The following is a 19,084-nucleotide window of genomic DNA, read 5'->3' as shown; positions in this document are numbered from 1 at the left end:
TTAACTGTTTAAAAGTTATGTGATTTTTTAAGGAGCTTTATATGAAATTCTCTCAATTAGCACTCAGTAATGCATGCTTAGTCACACTCCCTAAAGAGATGATGATCACCCAAACGCCCACTCTCAGAGCAGCCATTACTCATCAAATTGAAACTGGCTGTAATAAGCTCGTGTTGGATCTTCATCAAGTCGAGTATATCGATTCAAGTGGTTTATCTGTGCTAGTCTCTGCGCTGAAATTGACTCAGAAAAAGGCAGGGGAGATCATTCTTCTCTCTCCAAGTGCGGGTGTTAGAGCGTTAATAGAACTGACTCGTCTGCACCATGTATTTGCTATCTATGAAGATAAAGATGCAGCCATCGCCCACATTTGCGAACAATAAACTCAAACTGATGTGACCTTATTGCCATTATTCGTCAACTCGTTCAATAAACCATGGAGTCGCTATCATGAAGCCACATTACATCGTTTTCTTGAAAGCACTTCTACTGGGCGGACTCCTTAACCTATCAGCTTGCATTACCCCAAAAATGTCCCACTTAGAGAACCTATGCCAAGGCGAACATGCGCATCACAATACTGTGCAAGATGAAAAAAGCACTATTCAGACAGAGTGCCACTATTATGGAAACACCATCCCCTACAAAAGAAGCAAACCAGTTAATACCGTAGAGAATGCTCAGCAGGAAACTAATGTAGAGAAAACAACTCTATCCTATGACTCATTCTCCGCATTATTTAACACTCCTATTCTGTCTATTGGCGATCGACTGAGTATCCAGATATTAAATGGAGACGAATTTAGCGGGGAAGCTGAAGTCAATGCAGATGGATTTATCTATCTTCCATACCTTCCTCCTTTGAAGGCTCAAGGGAGTTCTATCACATCTCTCAAATCCAGTGTTAAACAGTTATTAATCGATGAAGACTTGATGCTTGATGGCGCGATAAGACTCAGCATCATGCCACTGAAGTGGGCCCCTATTCTGATCAGTGTTTCAGGTGCTGTTTTTGAACCAGGTTTACACAGCATCAATCGTAAATCTGATACAGAAATAAGCGACGATGATGGTGGACACTCTGGCGATCAAGCCGCGGGAAGAAGTATATACATGGCCTTAAAAGCCTCAGGTGGAATTAGCCCCAATGCTGATATAACGAAGATCACCATCACCCGAGGGCGACAACTTATTGAGATAGATCTAAGCGGCGTAATCACTGGAGTCGCTGTTCAAAGCTTTATTTTAATGGCTGGAGATCATATTCACGTTCCGCAAAGCAATCACTTCGATGACTCGCTCGCCAGACCCTCACAAATAACCCCGCCAGGTATTCGAGTCTTTATTTCCAATCTGACTCAACCTGCAAGCAGTAATTCTCAATCGGCAGTGGACACTGAGGCGACACGCTTCCCTTACGGAACTAGGCTACTCACCGGAGTCATTGGTGGCAATTGTGTTGGTGGAGCGCAAAGCACCAATGGAGGCAGACATGTCATGCTGATAACAAAAAACCCGCTGACGCAAAAAATTGACGTGGTTGAGCGCTCTATCGATAAACTGATCACCCATTCGTGGGAACCAGATATGAACCCAATATTACTGCCTGGGGATGGCATCGCCTGTTATGACTCAGGTGTCACCAATTTACGGGAACTCGCAAAAACATTTACCGAAATTATTCTTCCGGCAACACTGCTAGGTATACTTTAACTAACATAAAAACAAGAAAATAATAATGTAGACACCATCACCCGAGTCAATGTTAACTAAGGCCAATGAGGGAACATGAAAAAACATCACCACAGCCAACTACTCTGGCTTAAACGTGCAGCAGTAAAAGGAAGTAGCTTAACAATAGACGCTCGTCGTTGGGTGTACATCAAAACAGCTCTAGGTGCATTAACCTTTATCTGGACACTCGTTATTTTAACACTAACATTCTCTTCAACTAATTTCGAAAGTAAATGGACACTCATTTTACCTGGTGCAGGAACTGGAACTTTAATAAGCCTAGAAAATTTAGGTCACGCAACCAGTACCAGTAGCTCACCATATACAAGCACATCTATCGATCCTAGAGAAAATTATAAAGCATTATCAAAAAGCGAAATGCTAATAAACTATGCAGCCCAATCAATAGATATTTCTCTGGGCGCCATGAGGGAGCCCAAGCTTAAATTACCAAACCAAACAGGACTAATAGAATTCACTATTTCAGGAAAGACAGCACAAGAAGCTCAAGACATTGCATGGGCGCACTATCACAGTCTCCAGGCCCTACTTTCGGAATTAAGAAATGATGAAGCACTACAGAGAGAAAATGGTGTAAAAGTGAGTATGAATAGCTTTTCAAAAAAAGTAAGTAAAAGTCAGGAAGAAATCCTCAACTTTCAATCTAAAATAGGTTTGGTTTCTCTGGAACAATTTAAAGAGATCGCCGTTATCATAGAGAGGCTAAGACAAAATAAAGTTAATATGGTGTCGAAACTACAAGGAGTGATAGCCAGCCAAAAAATGCTTGAAACTCATTTATCCCTTAACACTAAGCAAGCCTCCGACTTACTAAAATTAAAAAATGACCAACTCTATCAACAACTCTTGGTTACCTACACTCAAACGACCACAACCTTAGCTGAATACTCTGGTCGATATGGAGAAAAACATCCTCAGGTCATGACTCAAACACAACAACAAGAGAATCTCTTTAAAGCTTTAAGAAAACGCTGTAAAGAGCTAGTAGGATATCAAGATGACTCATTAATGTTAAAACTCTCAGCAGATGATCTTGATGGCCGAGCACTGCTGATGAAACAACTGCTCTCTCTAGAAATTGATGGTGCTGGGCTAAGCCAAGAAATCAATACATTATCAGCACAAATAATTACATGGGAAACCAGGCTAAAAAATAGTAATAATGATGCAGCTACACTTCAAGACTTACATCGTCAACATCAGCTTGCAACAGCTGTATTCACCTCCGCAATAGCCAAAATGGATATAGGGAAAGCAGATATATATTCAGCATACCCCTTAATACAACTTCTTTCCCCGCCAACATTTCCTAAAAATGCCAATAATTTAGTAGTCATATTAGCAATACTTGGTGGAATTTTATCATCACTTTTTTGTCTAGCAGGACTGAGTATTCTCTGGGTTAGAAAACCAATACTTCAGAAAATATTAATGACGTAAATGAGGAGCGATGCATGAGTTGCGGTAACTTCAAAGCAGATACTTCACTAATGAATTCAGACGAAAAACTAATCTGGTACAGCATAACCTATACCTACGTATTCTGGTTATTAGGCGCACTATATATAGTTGGTCCCGTAGTAGGATGGGTACTGTTCCTCAGAATGACAAGGCGCTTTATCTACGATAAAGAAAACTATATCACATCAACAGCACAGTTTGATTGGATAGCTGGAATGTTAATTATGCTTATCGCACTACTCATTGCTCATTTTGAGTATGAGTTAGGAATAGCTAAATTAATCAAATCTAGCATAGGTTGGGCAAAAGGTTGGGCTCTATTTGCAATATTCCCCTTAATAGGTTCATTGAATATTCGTCCAGAACTTATTTATCGCGCATCCTGTATTGTATGCAAGCATACACTCATTATTCTCCCCTTCTGTATTTTTGCCTGGCTTGTTGGCCTACCTAGCACCTTATATGTTTCTCCATTGAGTATTATCGGTGGCCCCGGCCCTGAATTTTTTAGCGTCAGTTTATATGAAATAGACCCCGGTAGTGGTACCCCTAGGTGGCGACTATTTACCCCTTGGGCTCCAGCTTTAGGAATGATGGGAAATCTCTTCTTTAATTTTGCAATACAAGAAAAAACAACCCGTCATAAAGTATATGGCCTCATAGGTAGTCTTGTTATGGTATTAATATCGCAATCAAGATTAGCTATTGCCTGTTATATTTTTTTACTTTGTTACTTTACCTTTATCCGTTGTCACAAGTCGCCTTTGCTCTATTTCTTAGCCTCTCCCACCGTACTTATACTTGGCCTTTTAGGTACACATGTGACCGAAAAAATAGAAATGATTATCGCAGCGATTAAATCAGTAAGAGCAGGCTCTACTCGAGTTAGAGAGCATCTGAGCCAGATAGCACTAGATCGTTGGGCTAATGAAGCATTAGTATGGGGACATGGAATAGTAGAACGAGGTCCGCATTTGGTTGAATATATGCACATCGGCTCACATCATACTTGGTATGGTTTATTATTCGTAAAAGGACTTGCCGGAGCTCTAGCATTAGCAATTCCACTTATATTTAGCTTAATAACATTCTCTCGAGAGATGTTTAAATCAATTATCGCAGCATCCTCAGTAGCGCTATTGCTACAACTGTGTATTTACACTTTAGGTGAAAATCTCGAAATCCTTGTCTACCTATTCTGGCCAGGGTTAATTATTATTGGCATTGCACATAAACGAAAAGGAGCATAAAACCAATAAATATCATTTAGTGTCATTTCCAAGCTCTAATTCAGCTTTGCAATTTGCAACACATCTCACAATATTAACAGAAAATTGCAAACCCTTTGTACAACTATAATTAACCTTGATAATTAAATATTTTTTCTTTATTACTTCAGTAACTTAAAAGACATAAATTTTGGCATGAAATATGAATAATTTATCATGTTAAGCATTTATAAGGTTTCGTTTATGGGCAAAATGATAAACAAACATCAGCAAACCAAGAGTACTTTTTCTAAAAATCTTTTTTGGTTAGGCTCTGCCCAGGTCATCGGGCGTATAGTACGGTTAGCTTCCAGCATCATTCTCGCTCGGTTGTTTACGCCTGAAATTTTCGGGCAAGTCGCCATCATACTGACCTGCTTTGAACTGATTTGTACCCCGACACGTCGTATCACTTCAGCATCGCTTATCAAGATGAATGATACTGAACTCGCTGCATCTCTGACCAATGCAAACAAGATAAACTGGCTTGCATCGATCACCGCTTTTGTTGCCATGAGCTTACTCAGTTGGCCTCTCGCGCTTTATCACCAAGACACTCATCTCATCGCGCCGATGATACTCATGGCAACAAGCTATCTTCTTCTTCCTTTAGGAATGTTACACGCGGCAATCAATCTTAGAGCTAACAAAATGCGCGTGGTAGGACGAGCCATCTTATGGCAAACAGTGTGTGATGGACTATTAACCGCCACTTTTGCATTACTTGGACTTGGTATTTGGGCCATCATCTTACCAAAAGTACTCGTCATACTGATCTGGATAGGTATCCACAGATACCATAATCCACTCCCGAAAGCAGATAAATCCCCCCACGGTCAAACTATTCCTAAGATGTTCACCTTCGGTTCAATGGTAGGGTTGAGTGATTTAAGCATCGCATTAAGACAAAATATCGACTATCTGCTTATTGGCTACTTTCTCGGATTGGAAGCCCTAGGGATCTATTTTTTCGCTTTCAATACAAGTTTAGGGATCAGCTTAGGCATAACACAAAGCTACGGAACCGCGCTCTATTCCCACCTTTGTGGCTCTCAAAAGAATGATCAACAAATCACCGTATCTAAAGATCTTAAAGCCCGTTATACCCATTCTTTATCATTAGTCTTAAAAATTGCTATACCAGTAATAGCACTGCAGTCCCTGCTTTCTCCCTACTACGTACCTCTAGTCTACGGCAATAAATGGATTGAAGCAGGCGCACTCCCTGTGTTTATCCTTCTCTGTTTAAGTGGTTTAGTCAGACCCATAGGGGAAGCTGCCAGCCAGTTACTCATCAGTATCAATAAGAGCCGCTTAAACCTCTGCGTTAATTTAAGCTTCACTCTACTACTGGCAATAACCATCACGGTTTGCAGTCAGTGGGGCTTAACTGCTGTGGCTTTAGGGATCCTAATTATTCATCTTATCTGTATGCCCGCGCTCAACCTATATATTCAATTATTCGTCTTTAGCAAGAAGGCTATCGGCACTAATGAGGAGCAACAAAACTCCTCAAAACGTTTTAATCAGGAGGTTCATCATGACGCCTAAAGTTTCAGTAGTAATGCCTGTCTATAATGTGCAGCATTTCGTTAAAAGCGCCATTGAATCAGTGCTTAGCCAATCGTTCACTAATTTCGAACTTATTCTTATTAATGATTGCTCAACCGATCAAAGCCTTGAGATATGTCAAACCATAAACGATAGCAGGATCCGTATCGTCAACCATGAGCAGAATAAAGGCTTGGCAGCGGCCCGCAATACGGGGATCCGCAATGCGGCAGGCAACTATATTGCTTTTATCGATTCTGACGATATGTGGCACAAAGACAAACTAAAGCTGCATGTCGAGCACCTAGACACATCGCCAGAAATTGGGCTCAGCTTCTCTCGTTCAAGCTTCATGGATCATGAAGGCAATAAAATTGATTACTACCAGATGCCACAACTTAAAGGGATCACTGCAGCCGATCTACTGTGCCGCAATCCTGTGGGAAATGGCTCGGCCCCGGTGATACGCAATGAAACACTGCACGATATAGGTTTTCAGGCTTTGAATCATCCAGAGCACCACAGCAGTTATTTTGATGAAAACTTTCGCCAATCTGAGGACATTGAATGCTGGTTAAGAATTGTTGCGACCACCCATTGGAAAATGGAGGGGATACCCGCCCCGTTAACCTATTACCGTCTCAATCAGCAAGGTCTATCATCTAATATCATCAAACAACTTGGCTCTTGGGAGTCTATGATAACGAAAGCTAAACTCTATGCGCCAGAATTACTCGCAGAACACGAGCATAATGCCAGAGCCTACCAATTCAGATACCTTGCACGTCAATCTATTAGAAATGGCAAAGGTGAAGCTGCTATTAGTCTTATTAATCGAGCCATCAACGAGTCCCCCTCCATCATGTTCCAAGAAACAACTAAAACGTTAGTCACCCTAGCCGCAGCTTACCTGCTCTGGCTGTTGCCTTCACCAGTCTATAAAGTCTGCGAAAATATAGGTCAGTTTTTCATGGGGCATGTGCAAAAAAGCCGTATAAGTAAAGATGGGGTTGAATCATCAATGTTGTCTTAAAGCGAAGAAGATCGGCCGTAGGCCTTCTAGAACTTGACTTCGTCACCGCGAGAGCGTCGCAAGCGACTTCTAGAATCTACACAATCAAATGAGGAACGCCGCAAGCGGCTACAGATAACGGGATGGCCTACGCCGCACAGCCCTTCGAAGCTGACACAGACCAACCTCTTTTTTTAACCGTAAGCGTTCCGTAAGTAAGGCACGAACGTTCCGTTATCGTAGCCTTCATCTTAAGCTTTTCTGCATTGCAAACTGCAATTATTTGCTTGCCTTATTATCAAAAAAACATAAATTCAATTAAAACCCTTTAAAAACAATAATTAAAATGATTGGCCTAACCTATGCATTAACTAGTCTTAGATAACAGAATATATGGCCAAGGCAGACAATATGACAACTCAGACACAAGTCAAACAAACAACAATGCCAAGCTTAATTCGAGGAATCGATCTATTTGCAGCCATATTATTAATTCTGGCGGCCAGCCCAGTCCTTGTACTTAAATTCCTATACAGAAAATGCAGGTATGGCTCTGCCATAGAGCATGTTTATATTTATGGTCTTGGTAATAAGAAAGTCACCCTTTATCAATTTTCAGGTGAAGGCATATGTTGCCAATGGCCACAGTTAATTAACTTATTCAAAGGTCATATCTCTATATTGGGGACAGAGAAACAATTTATACTCACCTCCCTTGACGATGACACCCTCAAAAGTATTGAGCCACTACAAGCATACTCTCACCAGCTCTCAGCGATTAAGCCAGGCCTTATCTCCTTTAAGCAGATGCACCTGCAGATGGGGCTTAGTTTCGAAAACCAAGATAAAACGATTATTCATGCTCATAAAAGCTCCTTATCTTATCTATTAGCCATCGCTCGCACAGGGCTTATATGGTTACTGTCGACCAAACACGTTAATCAGAATATCGACACCATTAAACTATTTGATATAAAACTGTCCAATTTGAGCATGACAGAGATGCTAGCCTTAATAATTGAAAATGCTCAACGCCATGCCAAAAGACAATCTGATAATGGTCACTCAAACACAACAGAAAATAATAACTTGATGGCTCAATATGCCTTTATCAATGCCGACGGAATGAATATCAGCACTCAAAATAGCCAATACCGTCACTGCTTACAAACTCGCTGTGACCGAGTCTTCGCCGATGGTTCGGGTATACGTATCGCCAGCATCTGCAAAGGTGTCGCCCAAAAAGACAACTTAAACGGCACGGATATGTTTCCAAGGTTGTGTGAACAAGCAGCTAATGCCGGTTTATCTATTTTCCTACTTGGTGCCGATAAAGGAGTCGCGGCTACCGCAGCTCAGAAAATGCAGCTCAGATACCCCGACCTCAACATTGCGGGCACTCACCACGGCTTTATCGATGACCCCGTACTCGAATCTAACGTGATAGAGCAGATCAATAACTCAGGTGCATCAATTCTTCTCGTCTCAATGGGCAACCCAAAGCAGGAGTTATGGCTAACAAAGCATAAACACCAGCTCAATGTCGGCGTGGGAATTGGTGTTGGCGGATTATTCGACTTCTATGCAGAAAAAGTGAAACGCGCACCATTATGGGTAAGACAGATGGGAATGGAATGGCTTTGCCGACTGAGTCAAGAACCTAAAAGAATGTGGAAGCGTTACATCTTAGGCAATCCACAATTTCTCTACCGAGTATTCAAAGAGATCCAACTCGAAAAGGCTCAAGGGCTAAATTACTTAAATCAAAATGGCGGTTCTGAACTCGATTTATCTCAGCAGTTAGCGATGAAAGGCGCTCGGTTAACAAATGCAGAATCAAGTAACTTATCCGCCATTCATCGCTGTACTCGTCAACGAGTCCAAGGAAAAATAGGCACTGTGATGAAACGAGGTTTCGATCTCGTTGCAGCCTCAATTATATTACTTATCCTACTTCCTTTCCTTCTGCTCACAGGAGTCATTATTCGCATGGAGTCATCAGGGGCTGTGATGTTTAGCCAGCAAAGAGTCGGCAAAAATAATGCCCCTTTTACCATGTGGAAATTTAGATCTATGTATCAAGATGCCGATCAAAGATTAGCAAAGCTTCAGGCTGAGAATGAGATGCAAGGCGGCGTGTTATTTAAAATGAAACGGGATCCCAGAATCACTCGAATAGGAAAAATAATCCGCAAAGCCTCAATCGATGAATTACCTCAACTATGGAATGTGATCTTAGGCGATATGTCATTAGTCGGCCCTAGACCAGCACTTCTATCAGAGGTCAAACTGTATTCAATGCAAGATAGAAAAAGGCTGGCTGTAAAGCCCGGCATCACCTGTATTTGGCAAGTCAGTGGCCGCTCTGATATCCCGTTTGCACAACAAGTTGAACTCGACGTTGATTACATCTATCAACAGTCACTACTCACTGACATTTGGATATTAATTAAGACGATTCCAGCAGTACTGCTCGCCAAAGGTTCTTATTAAGTTAAGCACTAAATAACAATCAAGATGCAATGCATTTCGACGTTTTGAGGAGAATACAGATGCAAGCAATTATCTTCGCAAATAGAACTGGTAATGAACTCGCTCCTCTAGAGCAATATTATTGCTCAGCCTTACTTCCTGTCGGCAACAAGGCTGTCATCGAGTATACCTTAGAGGATATCGTCACCTCTGGTATCACAAAGGTCAAAATCATCATCTCATCTCAAGCCCAAGAGATTGAACAACTCCTTGGAGATGGAGAGCGTTGGGGGCTTGATATTGATTACTTTTTAAGTAAACCTGAAGAGAAAACCGCGGCGGTATTAGACAGGTTATCTTTGTCAATGACGGACTCAATAATCATTGTCCGTGGCGATATTTTCCGCTCTCCCTGCATCGCCAACTTCATTGATTTCTCAAAACAATTTTCCAATGAGTTTGTCCAAGCCAAGATGGCAAATCAAAATGCTTGCATGCTGTTGCTTCCAGCAGCATTGTCTTATCTTGATGGCATTGACTGGCCACTAACTCATGACTACGACAGTAATAGCGTTGTCACACTCATCTTACATGGCCGCTGTCACATGATCGATAGTTTCCAGTCATACATGAATGCAAACCTGAATTTAGCCAGAAACGATATCCCTTCATTAACCCCAATGGAACGCAGCTTTACCTCAGCAAATCCGGAGCAGGACTTCTACGTGGGCGCAAAAACACACACAGGAGATTTAAGCCTGCAAAATGCATGGGGGATCATTGGCGAAAACTGCAGAATAGATCCTAACGTCGTGATGAAAAATGCCATCATCATCGGTAACGATACCTTAATCGATAAAGGTTCTACGTTAGAAAACTGCTTAATTCTCCCTCACACTTACGTTGGTGAAGGTTTAGAGGTTAATAACAGTATCCTATGTAAAAAATTACTCATCAGTCTAAATACCGAAGGTCATATCGAAATAGATGATCAAGCCTTAATAGGCCCCAGTGAGCATCAAGCCAGCACTAGCTCGACGGATAGGAATTTAAGTACGCGTTTTTTCATCTTGATGCTGCTTATCGCAAGTTTGCCCTTTTGTCCATTGTTGGCATTTTATGCACTCATTAGAGTGATGTTCTTCAAGCTTGAAACCAAGCCACTTATCCAAGAGATGATTAATGATAACTTAGGTAGAAGCCTAGTTACTTACTCATTCAATGTTCCAACTCGTCTCCTGTCATTACTTCCACAGCTGTTTTTAGTGGTAACGGGTCAACTAGCCCTCTTCGGCGCTCCGGCTCAAATTCGCTATGCAACAGGCAGGAACAAACAACGACTTGGCGTATTTGGCCCCGTGCAGTTACTCCTTGATGAAGACGCACCAGAAGAGGAACGCATGTTATTGATGCTCGAATTTGATAATACCCATACCAGTACAAAATACCTGTCACTCCTCTGGCGTTCTTTGAGAATACCCAGACTATTAGGAGCTGAGCGGAAAAAGCAAAACATGACTCATTAGTCTGAAATAGAGGTAACCCTAATTCATTAACGGCTTGAATTAGAAAAAAGATCAAGACAAACCAGACACTAACTTCAGGTTAATAAAGAACACAATCACTATCGGAGTGAGTACAAATGAAGAGTATTATCACTGCCATGCTAAGGAAGCTCGTTTACCATATGTCGGGGGGATTCCCCAGAACAAACAAAGCGGTTATGGGCAGCTACAAAAATCAGTTTTCAGATAATGCCAAGTATCTATATCTGCATTGGCAGCAAACAAGCACCTTGCGTTCTATATGGATAAGTGGCGATGATGCCGTCATTCAGCAACTCAAAAAAGACGGTTATGAAGCTTACAATAGAAGAAGCATACGCGGAATATTTCACTGTTTAACAGCCAAGTATTATTTCTACAATACTTACATTGGTGATATCAGTCAGTACTTTGCTAAAGGTGCCACAAAGGTTAATTTATGGCACGGTTCACCACTTAAAAAAATAGAATTCGACATAACATCTGGACCATTAGCACACTCCTATCAAGCCGATACCCAGATGAAACAATGGGCAAACTCCCTTAAATTCCACCAGCAACATGTAAAACCGGATCTGATGCTTAGCCCAAGCCCAGTCATAGAGAGCGTATTAACTTCCGCCTTTAGACTTCAATCTTCACAGTTCATTCGAAGTGGCAACCCAAGAACAGATTACTTTAAACGTTATCCAAAACAGATAACGTCTATATCAAACCTCTTTAATACTCAATATGATAACACCATTTTATATGTTCCAACTTGGCGAGATAGCATGCTGACAGTGGACAATAAAGGTGAGATTAATAGCCCTTATGACAAGGCGTTCGACTGGTCAGCTCTATCTGAGCAATTAGTGAATAAAAATCAACTATTTCTAGTGCGTTTTCACCCAAATGAAGCCCACCTAGGAAAGCAACTAAACCAATACCCTAACATTATCGATATCTCTCATTGGGAAGATGTCTACAGTATTCTTCAAGAAGTCGATCTTCTCATCACCGATCAATCATCGCTGTTTGTTGATCTACTACTGCATCAAGTTCCCATTTTCTTCTATTCATTTGAACAAGAAAACAAGGACGAGAAACCAAGGGAGATATATGATTACGCTGAGTATCTCCCCTTAGTCGGGCAAATATCTTCAAATAAAGTTACAAGTTCTAAGTATCGATTCCATCAATTTGACACTCTATTAGCCGTGTTAAACAAGGAGGAGTCTTTTCATATAACGCCATCCGTCGCCAATGAGTACCAGTTATTACGGCACATATTCTGGCAACCACAAAAGTGTGATGCCTTTGAAAATATTGAGCGCCATCTATTTTCAAATAAGCAGCAAAGAAGCACAAACCAAACGAACGCCGTAAACGGCTACGATTGACGCAATGGGCCTTCTTCTATTGTAGGCCGGCATTTATGCCGTCAGATTTAGTACTATACACAAGAGCGGCCTACGGCCTGCTAGTACAGCCTACGGCTGGCTAGATCGCTTCGCTTCTAGATTCGATACAGTCAAATGCGGAACGCCGCAGCGGTTACAGATGACGTAATGGCCTTCTTCTATTGTAGGTCGGCATTTATGCAGTCGCTCTTGTTTATGGGTTTGATGGGCTAAAGCCCAACCTACAGGGGAAGCGGAGCATTCCTCGCAGTTTAGCTCGTATAGCAGGCCGGAGGCCGTCCTGACAGTGAGCTCGCGAACGTTCTAGCAAGGAGCTCGCGACTGCTCTCGAAGTTGGCGTCCTATTTTTTCCGTCAGTGAGGTACGAACGTTCCGTTATCCGTCATCCGTAAGCGCAACACTCCTCGCAGTTTAACTCGTATAGTAGGCCAAAGGCCGCTCTCGCAGTGAGCTTGCGAACGTCCTAGAAAGGAGCCTGCAACTGTCCTCAAAGCTGACGAAGTCTGCGCTGTTCTTAGCTTCACCCATAGTAACTTTCAACGGCTTGAGTAAAACGCGCGATATCGACAGATGGTAATTTATTGACCCCTGCAGCTGCAGCACGGCCCCCACCAGTATCAAACTGACTACAAATATCACCAGCACCCTGCTTATTCGATAACGGAGCCCGCAGTGAAATGGTGTAACTTCCATCAGCATTTTCAGTCAATACGCCATGAGCACTATCTGGATGTTGATTTGCCAAATGATTACCAAACACACCGCTAACTCGTCTCGCCCAAGGTGCATCTGCTAGCTCAATAAGAGACAACACTTGGCTATGATAAAAAGGAGCTACGGCAAGCGCTTTGTCCATGTCTTGTCTGTAAGCTTCTTTTAACTGATGGAAAGGGGAATTTTCATCTTCAATAACATCAAACGGGCTCGTATATTTAAGCAAGGCTTTGTATAGTGTCGCGGGATGAAAATGGAGCTCATCAACATGCGCACCATAGCCATTATAATTAATTAGCGTTCCTAGCTCATTTAGCAACTTAGCTTGAGATAGTGTTAAGCCAGCCTCGCTAGACAGCAAGTCTGCCTTAGCAATCAAGTTATCGCCATAAGCAGCAGCTATCGCCCAATAGTGAAACTTTCCTTGCAGACATTTATCAATAATCAAACTGGTACAAGTGTTGGCATCTAGATCAATATACGCTTCTAAATTAGCATTCATTGGAATATCACCACTGCGATGATGGTCGGCATAATACACCTTAGCACCAGATTTCAAAGCCTCAAGCAAACCCGCTTTATTCTTCTCCATAGAGATATCAAGTACAGTCAAGCTATCTTGCGACGTAAGACTAGCGCTTATCGTTAATGGCTCAAGCAGCGCAATATCACGCTTTACACCTGTGATTAATTCCGCCGAAAGCGGATATGCTAAGCGCAGTTGTAACAATGCAATGATGCCGTCGGCATCGCCATTAAAAATATCGTAATTCATGCGGATCCTAATTTATTACGAGCTACTAGCGTTTATATACCCATTATCTTTAAGGTAGTTGACGACTTGCTCAGCGCACTCTTTAATTGACTGCTCAGCTGTTTTAACATGTATCTCGGGATGTTGAGGCAACTCATAAGCCGAATCAATACCAGTAAAGTTTTTAATCTCTCCCGCACGGGCTTTTTTATAAAGACCTTTAGGATCTCGCTGCTCACACACCTCAAGTGGAGTATCGATATAAACTTCGACAAATTGCTTATCTGCTAACAGCTCTCTGACCATCTCACGATCAGCGTTAAAAGGTGAGATAAATGCTGTCGATACTAATAGCCCTGCGTCCACAAAGAGTTTTGACACCTCCCCTATACGGCGAATATTCTCAACTCGGTCTTGATCGGAAAAGCCCAGATCGCCATTGAGACCATGACGGACATTATCTCCGTCAAGCAGATACGTTTTACACCCTAACTCATGTAACAGTTTATCAACGACGTTGGCAACGGTCGACTTACCTGAACCACTTAAACCTGTAAACCAAAGTACGGCGGGATTGTGGCCCAATGATGCGACTCTTTGCTCATGGGTAACACTCGCAAGATGCCAGACAACATCGGAAGACTTATCTTCAGTTTCAACACTCTTATAGGGTGACATTAACAATCCTTGGAATACTCAACTATTTAAAACGGAAAGAAAATTGGCACAGCAGTTAATACGATTGCGGCATATACCAGACTGACAGGTAAACCGACTTTAACAAAATCCATTAACTTGTATTGGCCTGCATTAAACACCATTAGGTTAGTTTGATAGCCGTAAGGGCTAATAAAACTACCACTCGCAGCAAATGCAACGGTCATGACAAAGGGCAAAATATCCACATCAAAGCCTAAAGCGATACTGTAAGCAATTGGGAACATTAAGGCCGCTGCAGCATTATTGGTCACAAGTTCAGTGATGAGCCAGGTCGATAGATATACCAGCACTAACGCCATAAACACATGATCTTTATCTGCTACCTGATTAACCCATTGTGATAATAGCTCAACAACGCCTGAATTCACCAAGGCATGAGATAACAAGATAGCTGTAGAGACGATTAACCAGATATCGACAGGGAAACGTCTGACAACCTCATTAACACTAATACACTGGCTAAAAATAAGTACACCCAAGAGTAACATCAACCCCTGAAGCATTTCGATAACGCCCGTTGCAGCTAATCCAATGGTGAGTACAAAACCACCGACAGAGAGCCATGCTTTTAAGCCGTTGATGCGAATTTCAGGTTCAACACCACTGATCACAATAAAGTTTTTACTGAGGTTGCGTCGTGATTTAAAGTCTTCTCCCACGGCCAACACTAAAAAATCACCCGCCTTGATCACCACCTCCCCTAACTTACCCGACACCTCTTCACCATCGCGTCGAATTGCAACAACTGCAGCATCAAACAGCGCTCTGAATCCGGTATCTTTTAAGGTTTTCGAGATAAGCACGCTCTCTTGCTTAACCACTACCTCAGTCAAATTAGAATCCAATAAGCCATTTTTCTCGGCAAACATCTCTAAACCAGAAAATTGGCTAAGCTGCATCATCTTAGTGATATCACCACTAAAAATAAGCCTGTCATCAACTTGCAACACTTCGGTCGGAGTCACCGGACTGATTAAACGTTTATTACGGACTACTTCTACCAAAAACAGAGACTCAAGATGCCTTAAGCCATTGTTTTCAACAGAACGTCCAATTAACTCTGAACCTTGCACTACTTTGGCATCGATGAAATAACCCTTTGAACAGGTCTCTTTATGCTCAATATTCGGCAACCAACGAGAAGCGACTCTCAACACTAAGCCGCAACCCAATACCAATAAGGCTCCCACAGCGGTAAAAGAGAAAAAGCTCAGTGATTTCCCCTCGGCATCGATGTAGAGACTATTGACGATCAAATTAGTCGAGGTGCCGATTAACGTCAGCGTTCCGCCTAAAATAGCGGCATAAGAGAGAGGTAACAACAGCTTACTGGCAAAATGGTGGGGGTTATTACGGATTGGCGACAGTAAAGTCGCCACCACAGCGGTATTATTTAATAAAGCGGAGCTTAACGCTGTAATGCCAAACAGGCGCATCCAGGTAGAGTTATAACTACTCACTATCACTTTTGAGGCTATCACTCGCAGTAAACGTGTTTTCTCAAGTGTAAAAGAACACAAAATCAACAAAACCAAGGTAACTAATCCCGGGTTAGACATACTCGACAATAGTTGCTCGCGCGATACAAGGTTTAGCCCAACCAAGGCAAGCAAAGACACACCAAACACCAAAGATGGGCGACTCTGAAAACGCACTAATCCCACGATAGTCATGAGGAAGATGCTGATGGTGAGGTACCCGTTTAATGACATAAATTCCTGATTATTCATTGTAGGAGCGGCTTTAGCCGCGATTAAACATAGAAAACATCGGGGCTAAAGCCCCTCCTACTTATTACTTAAGACTTGTATCTTACAACTGTGTTTTAAGACTTAGCAATGTCCTTGGCGCCCCAGTGAGGGAAGTGCTTACGCACTAACGCGTTCATCTCTAACTCAAACTCAGAATATTCATGGGCCTCTATCGATTTGGCTTGAATGGCATTGCGGATCATACCAGCACCAACTGTCACGTTGGTTAAACGGTCAATAATGATGAATGCACCTGTTGAACGATTGTCATCATAGGCATCAAACTGTACAGGCTCAGTGACCGCAAAGTGACAGTTACCGATCTCGTTAAGTGCCAACTGTTGAGCTGATTGCTTTTCAAGTGTATTCACATCAATTTTGTGATTAATGGCATCGGCATAACCGTAAACAGACTTACTGCCCATTTTGATCGCATATTCACGATCAACACACAATGGCTCCTCTGTCATCCACACGACATCGGCTTCAAAATTACTTATTGAGTGAGGCTTATCATGGGGGCGAACCAGCATATCGCCACGACTGATATCAATTTCATCTTCAAGTGTTAACGTCACAGCTTGACCGGCAACCGCTTTTTCAAGCTCACCATCGAATGTCACGATAGACTTAATTTTGCTTTCTTTACCTGAAGGTAAAGTGACAACCGTGTCACCAACTCGAATATCCCCAGATGCTAAGGTTCCACAAAAACCACGGAAATCTAGATTAGGTCGGTTGACATATTGCACCTGAAAACGGAATGACTCACTTCTACCCTGCTCAATTGATACTGTATTAAGCAACTTGAGTAAGGTCGAGCCAGGATACCAAGTCATATGCTCGCTTTCATTAACGACATTATCGCCCTTTAACGCAGAGATTGGCACAAAGCGCACATCGGTAAAGGAAAGAGCTTCAGCAAACTCACGGTACTCTTTTTTAATCTTTTGATAAGTTGCCTGATCGTAACCTACCGCATCCATCTTATTAATGGCGATAATGACGTGTTTGATCCCTAACTGTGAACAGATAAAGCTATGACGCCTAGTTTGTACTTGCACGCCATGACGAGCATCAATAAGAATAATTGCGAGGTCACACGTTGACGCGCCAGTTGCCATATTACGCGTATACTGCTCATGACCAGGGGTATCAGCAATAATGAATTTACGCTGCTCAGTCGTGAAGTAGCGGTAAGCCACGTCAATAGTAATACCTTGTTCACGCTCAGATTGAAGGCCATCCACCAGCAAAGCCAGATCAAATGATTCATCAGTGGTATTAAAACGCTTAGAATCTTTTTCAATCGCCGCCATCTGATCTTCAAAAATCATCTTACTATCAAATAGCAGACGGCCAATTAACGTAGATTTACCATCGTCCACACTGCCACACGTCAACACACGTAACATATCTTTGTTTTCGTGAACTTTTAGGTACTCTTCAATATCTGAAGCAATCAAATTAGAACTGGTGGTCATTTTTATTCCTTATCTATGAGTGACAAGCATCGCGCTTAAAAGAATGTCACTCACGGTTAAATCAATATTCAATACTTTTAGCAAGCGAGCTCTACGAATGAATCTGCTCTGGCGGCGGATCTTCTAACAACTAAATGTTGCTCCAGCTCGAGTCTCTTAACCAAAAATGCTGTTACCGGCGCAAGCCGATCTAACTTTTAAAATCGCTTCTCAATTTTAAAAGTATCCTTCTATTTTTTTCTTCTCCATCGAACCCGCTGAGTCGTTATCAATCACACGACCTTGGCGTTCAGAGGTGGTACAGAGCAACATCTCTTGAATAATTTCTGGTAGCGTTTGAGCCTCTGACTCAACGGCCCCCGTTAACGGATAACAACCTAGTGTTCTAAAACGCACCATCTTAGTTTGTACATCTTCGCCTTCAAGTGGCATGCGCTCATCATCTACCATGATCAAGGTGCCATCGCGTTCAACAACAGGACGCTCTGCAGCAAGATACAAGGATGGGATCTCAATCCCCTCTAAATAGATGTACTGCCAGATATCAAGTTCGGTCCAATTAGATAGCGGGAACACACGAATACTCTCGCCTTTATCGACCTTGCCGTTATAAATACTCCAAAGCTCAGGACGTTGGTTTTTAGGATCCCATCTGTGTTTACTGTCGCGAAATGAATAGACGCGTTCTTTGGCACGAGACTTCTCTTCATCACGGCGAGCTCCACCAAAAGCCGCATCAAAACCATGCATATCCAGTGCTTGCTTAAGCCCTTCGGTCTTCATGATATCGGTGTGTTTAGCGCTGCCATGGGTAAATGGGCTGATGTTCATCTCAATACCACGGGGATTTTTATGGACGATAAGATCAAAACCATGCTTCTTCGCCATTTGATCTCGAAACTCAATCATCTCCTTAAATTTCCAATTGGTATCAACGTGCATCAATGGAAATGGGATTTTACCTGGGTAAAAAGCTTTTCGCGCCAGATGCAGGAGAACAGAAGAATCTTTACCTACAGAATAAAGCATCACGGGATTATCAAATTCAGCGGCAACCTCACGCATAATTTGAATCGATTCAGCTTCAAGCTGCTTAAGATGAGTTTGATGTGTCGACATATGGATTTCCGTATGGCCCTTATCCATTCAATCTGAACAGAAACAAATGTAAGTTATCATTGAGTAGATAATAACA

The 19,084-nt window shown here is 42.2% G+C and carries 14 protein-coding genes; 9 read left to right on the top strand and 5 right to left on the bottom strand.

Annotated elements, in window-relative coordinates:
* Nucleotides 1-41 precede the first annotated feature (41 nt).
* From FN961_RS04405 to FN961_RS04365, 9 genes are all read left to right on the top strand, one after another.
* On the top strand, nucleotides 42-383 hold the full coding sequence (locus tag FN961_RS04405; RefSeq protein ID WP_143563329.1) for an STAS domain-containing protein: 342 nt from the start codon (nucleotides 42-44) through the stop codon (nucleotides 381-383).
* Nucleotides 384-450: 67 nt separating this feature from the next.
* Nucleotides 451-1,713, top strand: a complete 1,263-nt coding sequence (locus FN961_RS04400) for a polysaccharide biosynthesis/export family protein (protein WP_143563328.1) — start codon at nucleotides 451-453, stop codon at nucleotides 1,711-1,713.
* A gap of 75 nt (nucleotides 1,714-1,788) precedes the next feature.
* Nucleotides 1,789-3,195, top strand: a complete 1,407-nt coding sequence (locus FN961_RS04395; RefSeq protein ID WP_143563327.1) for a GumC domain-containing protein — start codon at nucleotides 1,789-1,791, stop codon at nucleotides 3,193-3,195.
* Nucleotides 3,196-3,209: 14 nt separating this feature from the next.
* Nucleotides 3,210-4,466, top strand: coding sequence for an O-antigen ligase domain-containing protein (locus FN961_RS04390; RefSeq protein ID WP_229814619.1), 1,257 nt, complete (start codon nucleotides 3,210-3,212; stop codon nucleotides 4,464-4,466).
* A gap of 222 nt (nucleotides 4,467-4,688) precedes the next feature.
* Nucleotides 4,689-6,035 carry an oligosaccharide flippase family protein gene (locus FN961_RS04385; RefSeq protein WP_143563326.1) on the top strand — a complete coding sequence of 449 codons (1,347 nt, stop codon included), beginning with the start codon at nucleotides 4,689-4,691 and terminating at the stop codon, nucleotides 6,033-6,035.
* On the top strand, nucleotides 6,025-7,068 hold the full coding sequence (locus FN961_RS04380) for a glycosyltransferase family 2 protein (protein ID WP_143563325.1): 1,044 nt from the start codon (nucleotides 6,025-6,027) through the stop codon (nucleotides 7,066-7,068). Before FN961_RS04385 ends, FN961_RS04380 begins: the two co-directional genes overlap by 11 nt.
* Nucleotides 7,069-7,458: 390 nt before the next feature.
* Nucleotides 7,459-9,540, top strand: a complete 2,082-nt coding sequence (locus FN961_RS04375; RefSeq protein ID WP_143563324.1) for a WecB/TagA/CpsF family glycosyltransferase — start codon at nucleotides 7,459-7,461, stop codon at nucleotides 9,538-9,540.
* 59 nt (nucleotides 9,541-9,599) lie between these two features.
* On the top strand, nucleotides 9,600-11,045 hold the full coding sequence (locus FN961_RS04370) for a sugar phosphate nucleotidyltransferase (RefSeq protein WP_143563323.1): 1,446 nt from the start codon (nucleotides 9,600-9,602) through the stop codon (nucleotides 11,043-11,045).
* A 116-nt stretch (nucleotides 11,046-11,161) separates the two neighbouring features.
* Nucleotides 11,162-12,445: a CDP-glycerol glycerophosphotransferase family protein gene (locus tag FN961_RS04365; RefSeq protein ID WP_143563322.1), complete on the top strand. Its 1,284-nt coding sequence runs from the start codon at nucleotides 11,162-11,164 to the stop codon at nucleotides 12,443-12,445.
* 541 nt (nucleotides 12,446-12,986) lie between these two features.
* On the opposite strand, the gene FN961_RS04360 is transcribed toward FN961_RS04365, so the two are convergent.
* From FN961_RS04360 to cysD, 5 genes are all read right to left on the bottom strand, one after another.
* Nucleotides 12,987-13,955 carry a DHH family phosphoesterase gene (locus FN961_RS04360; protein ID WP_143563321.1) on the bottom strand — a complete coding sequence of 323 codons (969 nt, stop codon included), beginning with the start codon at nucleotides 13,953-13,955 and terminating at the stop codon, nucleotides 12,987-12,989.
* 15 nt (nucleotides 13,956-13,970) lie between these two features.
* Nucleotides 13,971-14,612, bottom strand: coding sequence for an adenylyl-sulfate kinase (gene cysC / locus FN961_RS04355; RefSeq protein WP_143563320.1), 642 nt, complete (start codon nucleotides 14,610-14,612; stop codon nucleotides 13,971-13,973).
* 26 nt (nucleotides 14,613-14,638) lie between these two features.
* On the bottom strand, nucleotides 14,639-16,366 hold the full coding sequence (locus tag FN961_RS04350) for an SLC13 family permease (protein WP_143563319.1): 1,728 nt from the start codon (nucleotides 16,364-16,366) through the stop codon (nucleotides 14,639-14,641).
* 113 nt (nucleotides 16,367-16,479) lie between these two features.
* Nucleotides 16,480-17,889: a sulfate adenylyltransferase subunit CysN gene (gene cysN / locus FN961_RS04345; protein ID WP_143563318.1), complete on the bottom strand. Its 1,410-nt coding sequence runs from the start codon at nucleotides 17,887-17,889 to the stop codon at nucleotides 16,480-16,482.
* Nucleotides 17,890-18,105: 216 nt separating this feature from the next.
* Entirely contained in the window at nucleotides 18,106-19,008 is a 903-nt protein-coding gene (gene cysD, locus FN961_RS04340; RefSeq protein ID WP_143563317.1) for a sulfate adenylyltransferase subunit CysD, read from the bottom strand.
* Between the last annotated feature and the right edge of the window lie 76 nt (nucleotides 19,009-19,084).

Origin of the sequence: Shewanella hanedai (assembly GCF_007197645.1) — a bacterium.
GTDB lineage: Bacteria > Pseudomonadota > Gammaproteobacteria > Enterobacterales > Shewanellaceae > Shewanella > Shewanella hanedai.
The sequence above is the reverse complement of the archived record's forward strand: the minus strand, read 5'-3'. Positions and strand labels throughout refer to the sequence as shown.

What these genes read in the sequence shown, in the direction of transcription:
- FN961_RS04375 (WP_143563324.1), top strand. Translation starts at nt 7,459, where the DNA reads ATGACAACTCAGACACAAGTCAAACAAACAACAATGCCAAGCTTAATT.
- FN961_RS04370 (WP_143563323.1), top strand. Translation starts at nt 9,600, where the DNA reads ATGCAAGCAATTATCTTCGCAAATAGAACTGGTAATGAACTCGCTCCT.
- FN961_RS04405 (WP_143563329.1), top strand. Translation starts at nt 42, where the DNA reads ATGAAATTCTCTCAATTAGCACTCAGTAATGCATGCTTAGTCACACTC.
- FN961_RS04385 (WP_143563326.1), top strand. Translation starts at nt 4,689, where the DNA reads ATGGGCAAAATGATAAACAAACATCAGCAAACCAAGAGTACTTTTTCT.
- cysN (WP_143563318.1), bottom strand. Translation starts at nt 17,889, where the DNA reads ATGACCACCAGTTCTAATTTGATTGCTTCAGATATTGAAGAGTACCTA.
- cysC (WP_143563320.1), bottom strand. Translation starts at nt 14,612, where the DNA reads ATGTCACCCTATAAGAGTGTTGAAACTGAAGATAAGTCTTCCGATGTT.
- FN961_RS04360 (WP_143563321.1), bottom strand. Translation starts at nt 13,955, where the DNA reads ATGAATTACGATATTTTTAATGGCGATGCCGACGGCATCATTGCATTG.
- FN961_RS04395 (WP_143563327.1), top strand. Translation starts at nt 1,789, where the DNA reads ATGAAAAAACATCACCACAGCCAACTACTCTGGCTTAAACGTGCAGCA.
- FN961_RS04350 (WP_143563319.1), bottom strand. Translation starts at nt 16,366, where the DNA reads ATGTCATTAAACGGGTACCTCACCATCAGCATCTTCCTCATGACTATC.
- cysD (WP_143563317.1), bottom strand. Translation starts at nt 19,008, where the DNA reads ATGTCGACACATCAAACTCATCTTAAGCAGCTTGAAGCTGAATCGATT.
- FN961_RS04380 (WP_143563325.1), top strand. Translation starts at nt 6,025, where the DNA reads ATGACGCCTAAAGTTTCAGTAGTAATGCCTGTCTATAATGTGCAGCAT.
- FN961_RS04400 (WP_143563328.1), top strand. Translation starts at nt 451, where the DNA reads ATGAAGCCACATTACATCGTTTTCTTGAAAGCACTTCTACTGGGCGGA.
- FN961_RS04365 (WP_143563322.1), top strand. Translation starts at nt 11,162, where the DNA reads ATGAAGAGTATTATCACTGCCATGCTAAGGAAGCTCGTTTACCATATG.
- FN961_RS04390 (WP_229814619.1), top strand. Translation starts at nt 3,210, where the DNA reads ATGAGTTGCGGTAACTTCAAAGCAGATACTTCACTAATGAATTCAGAC.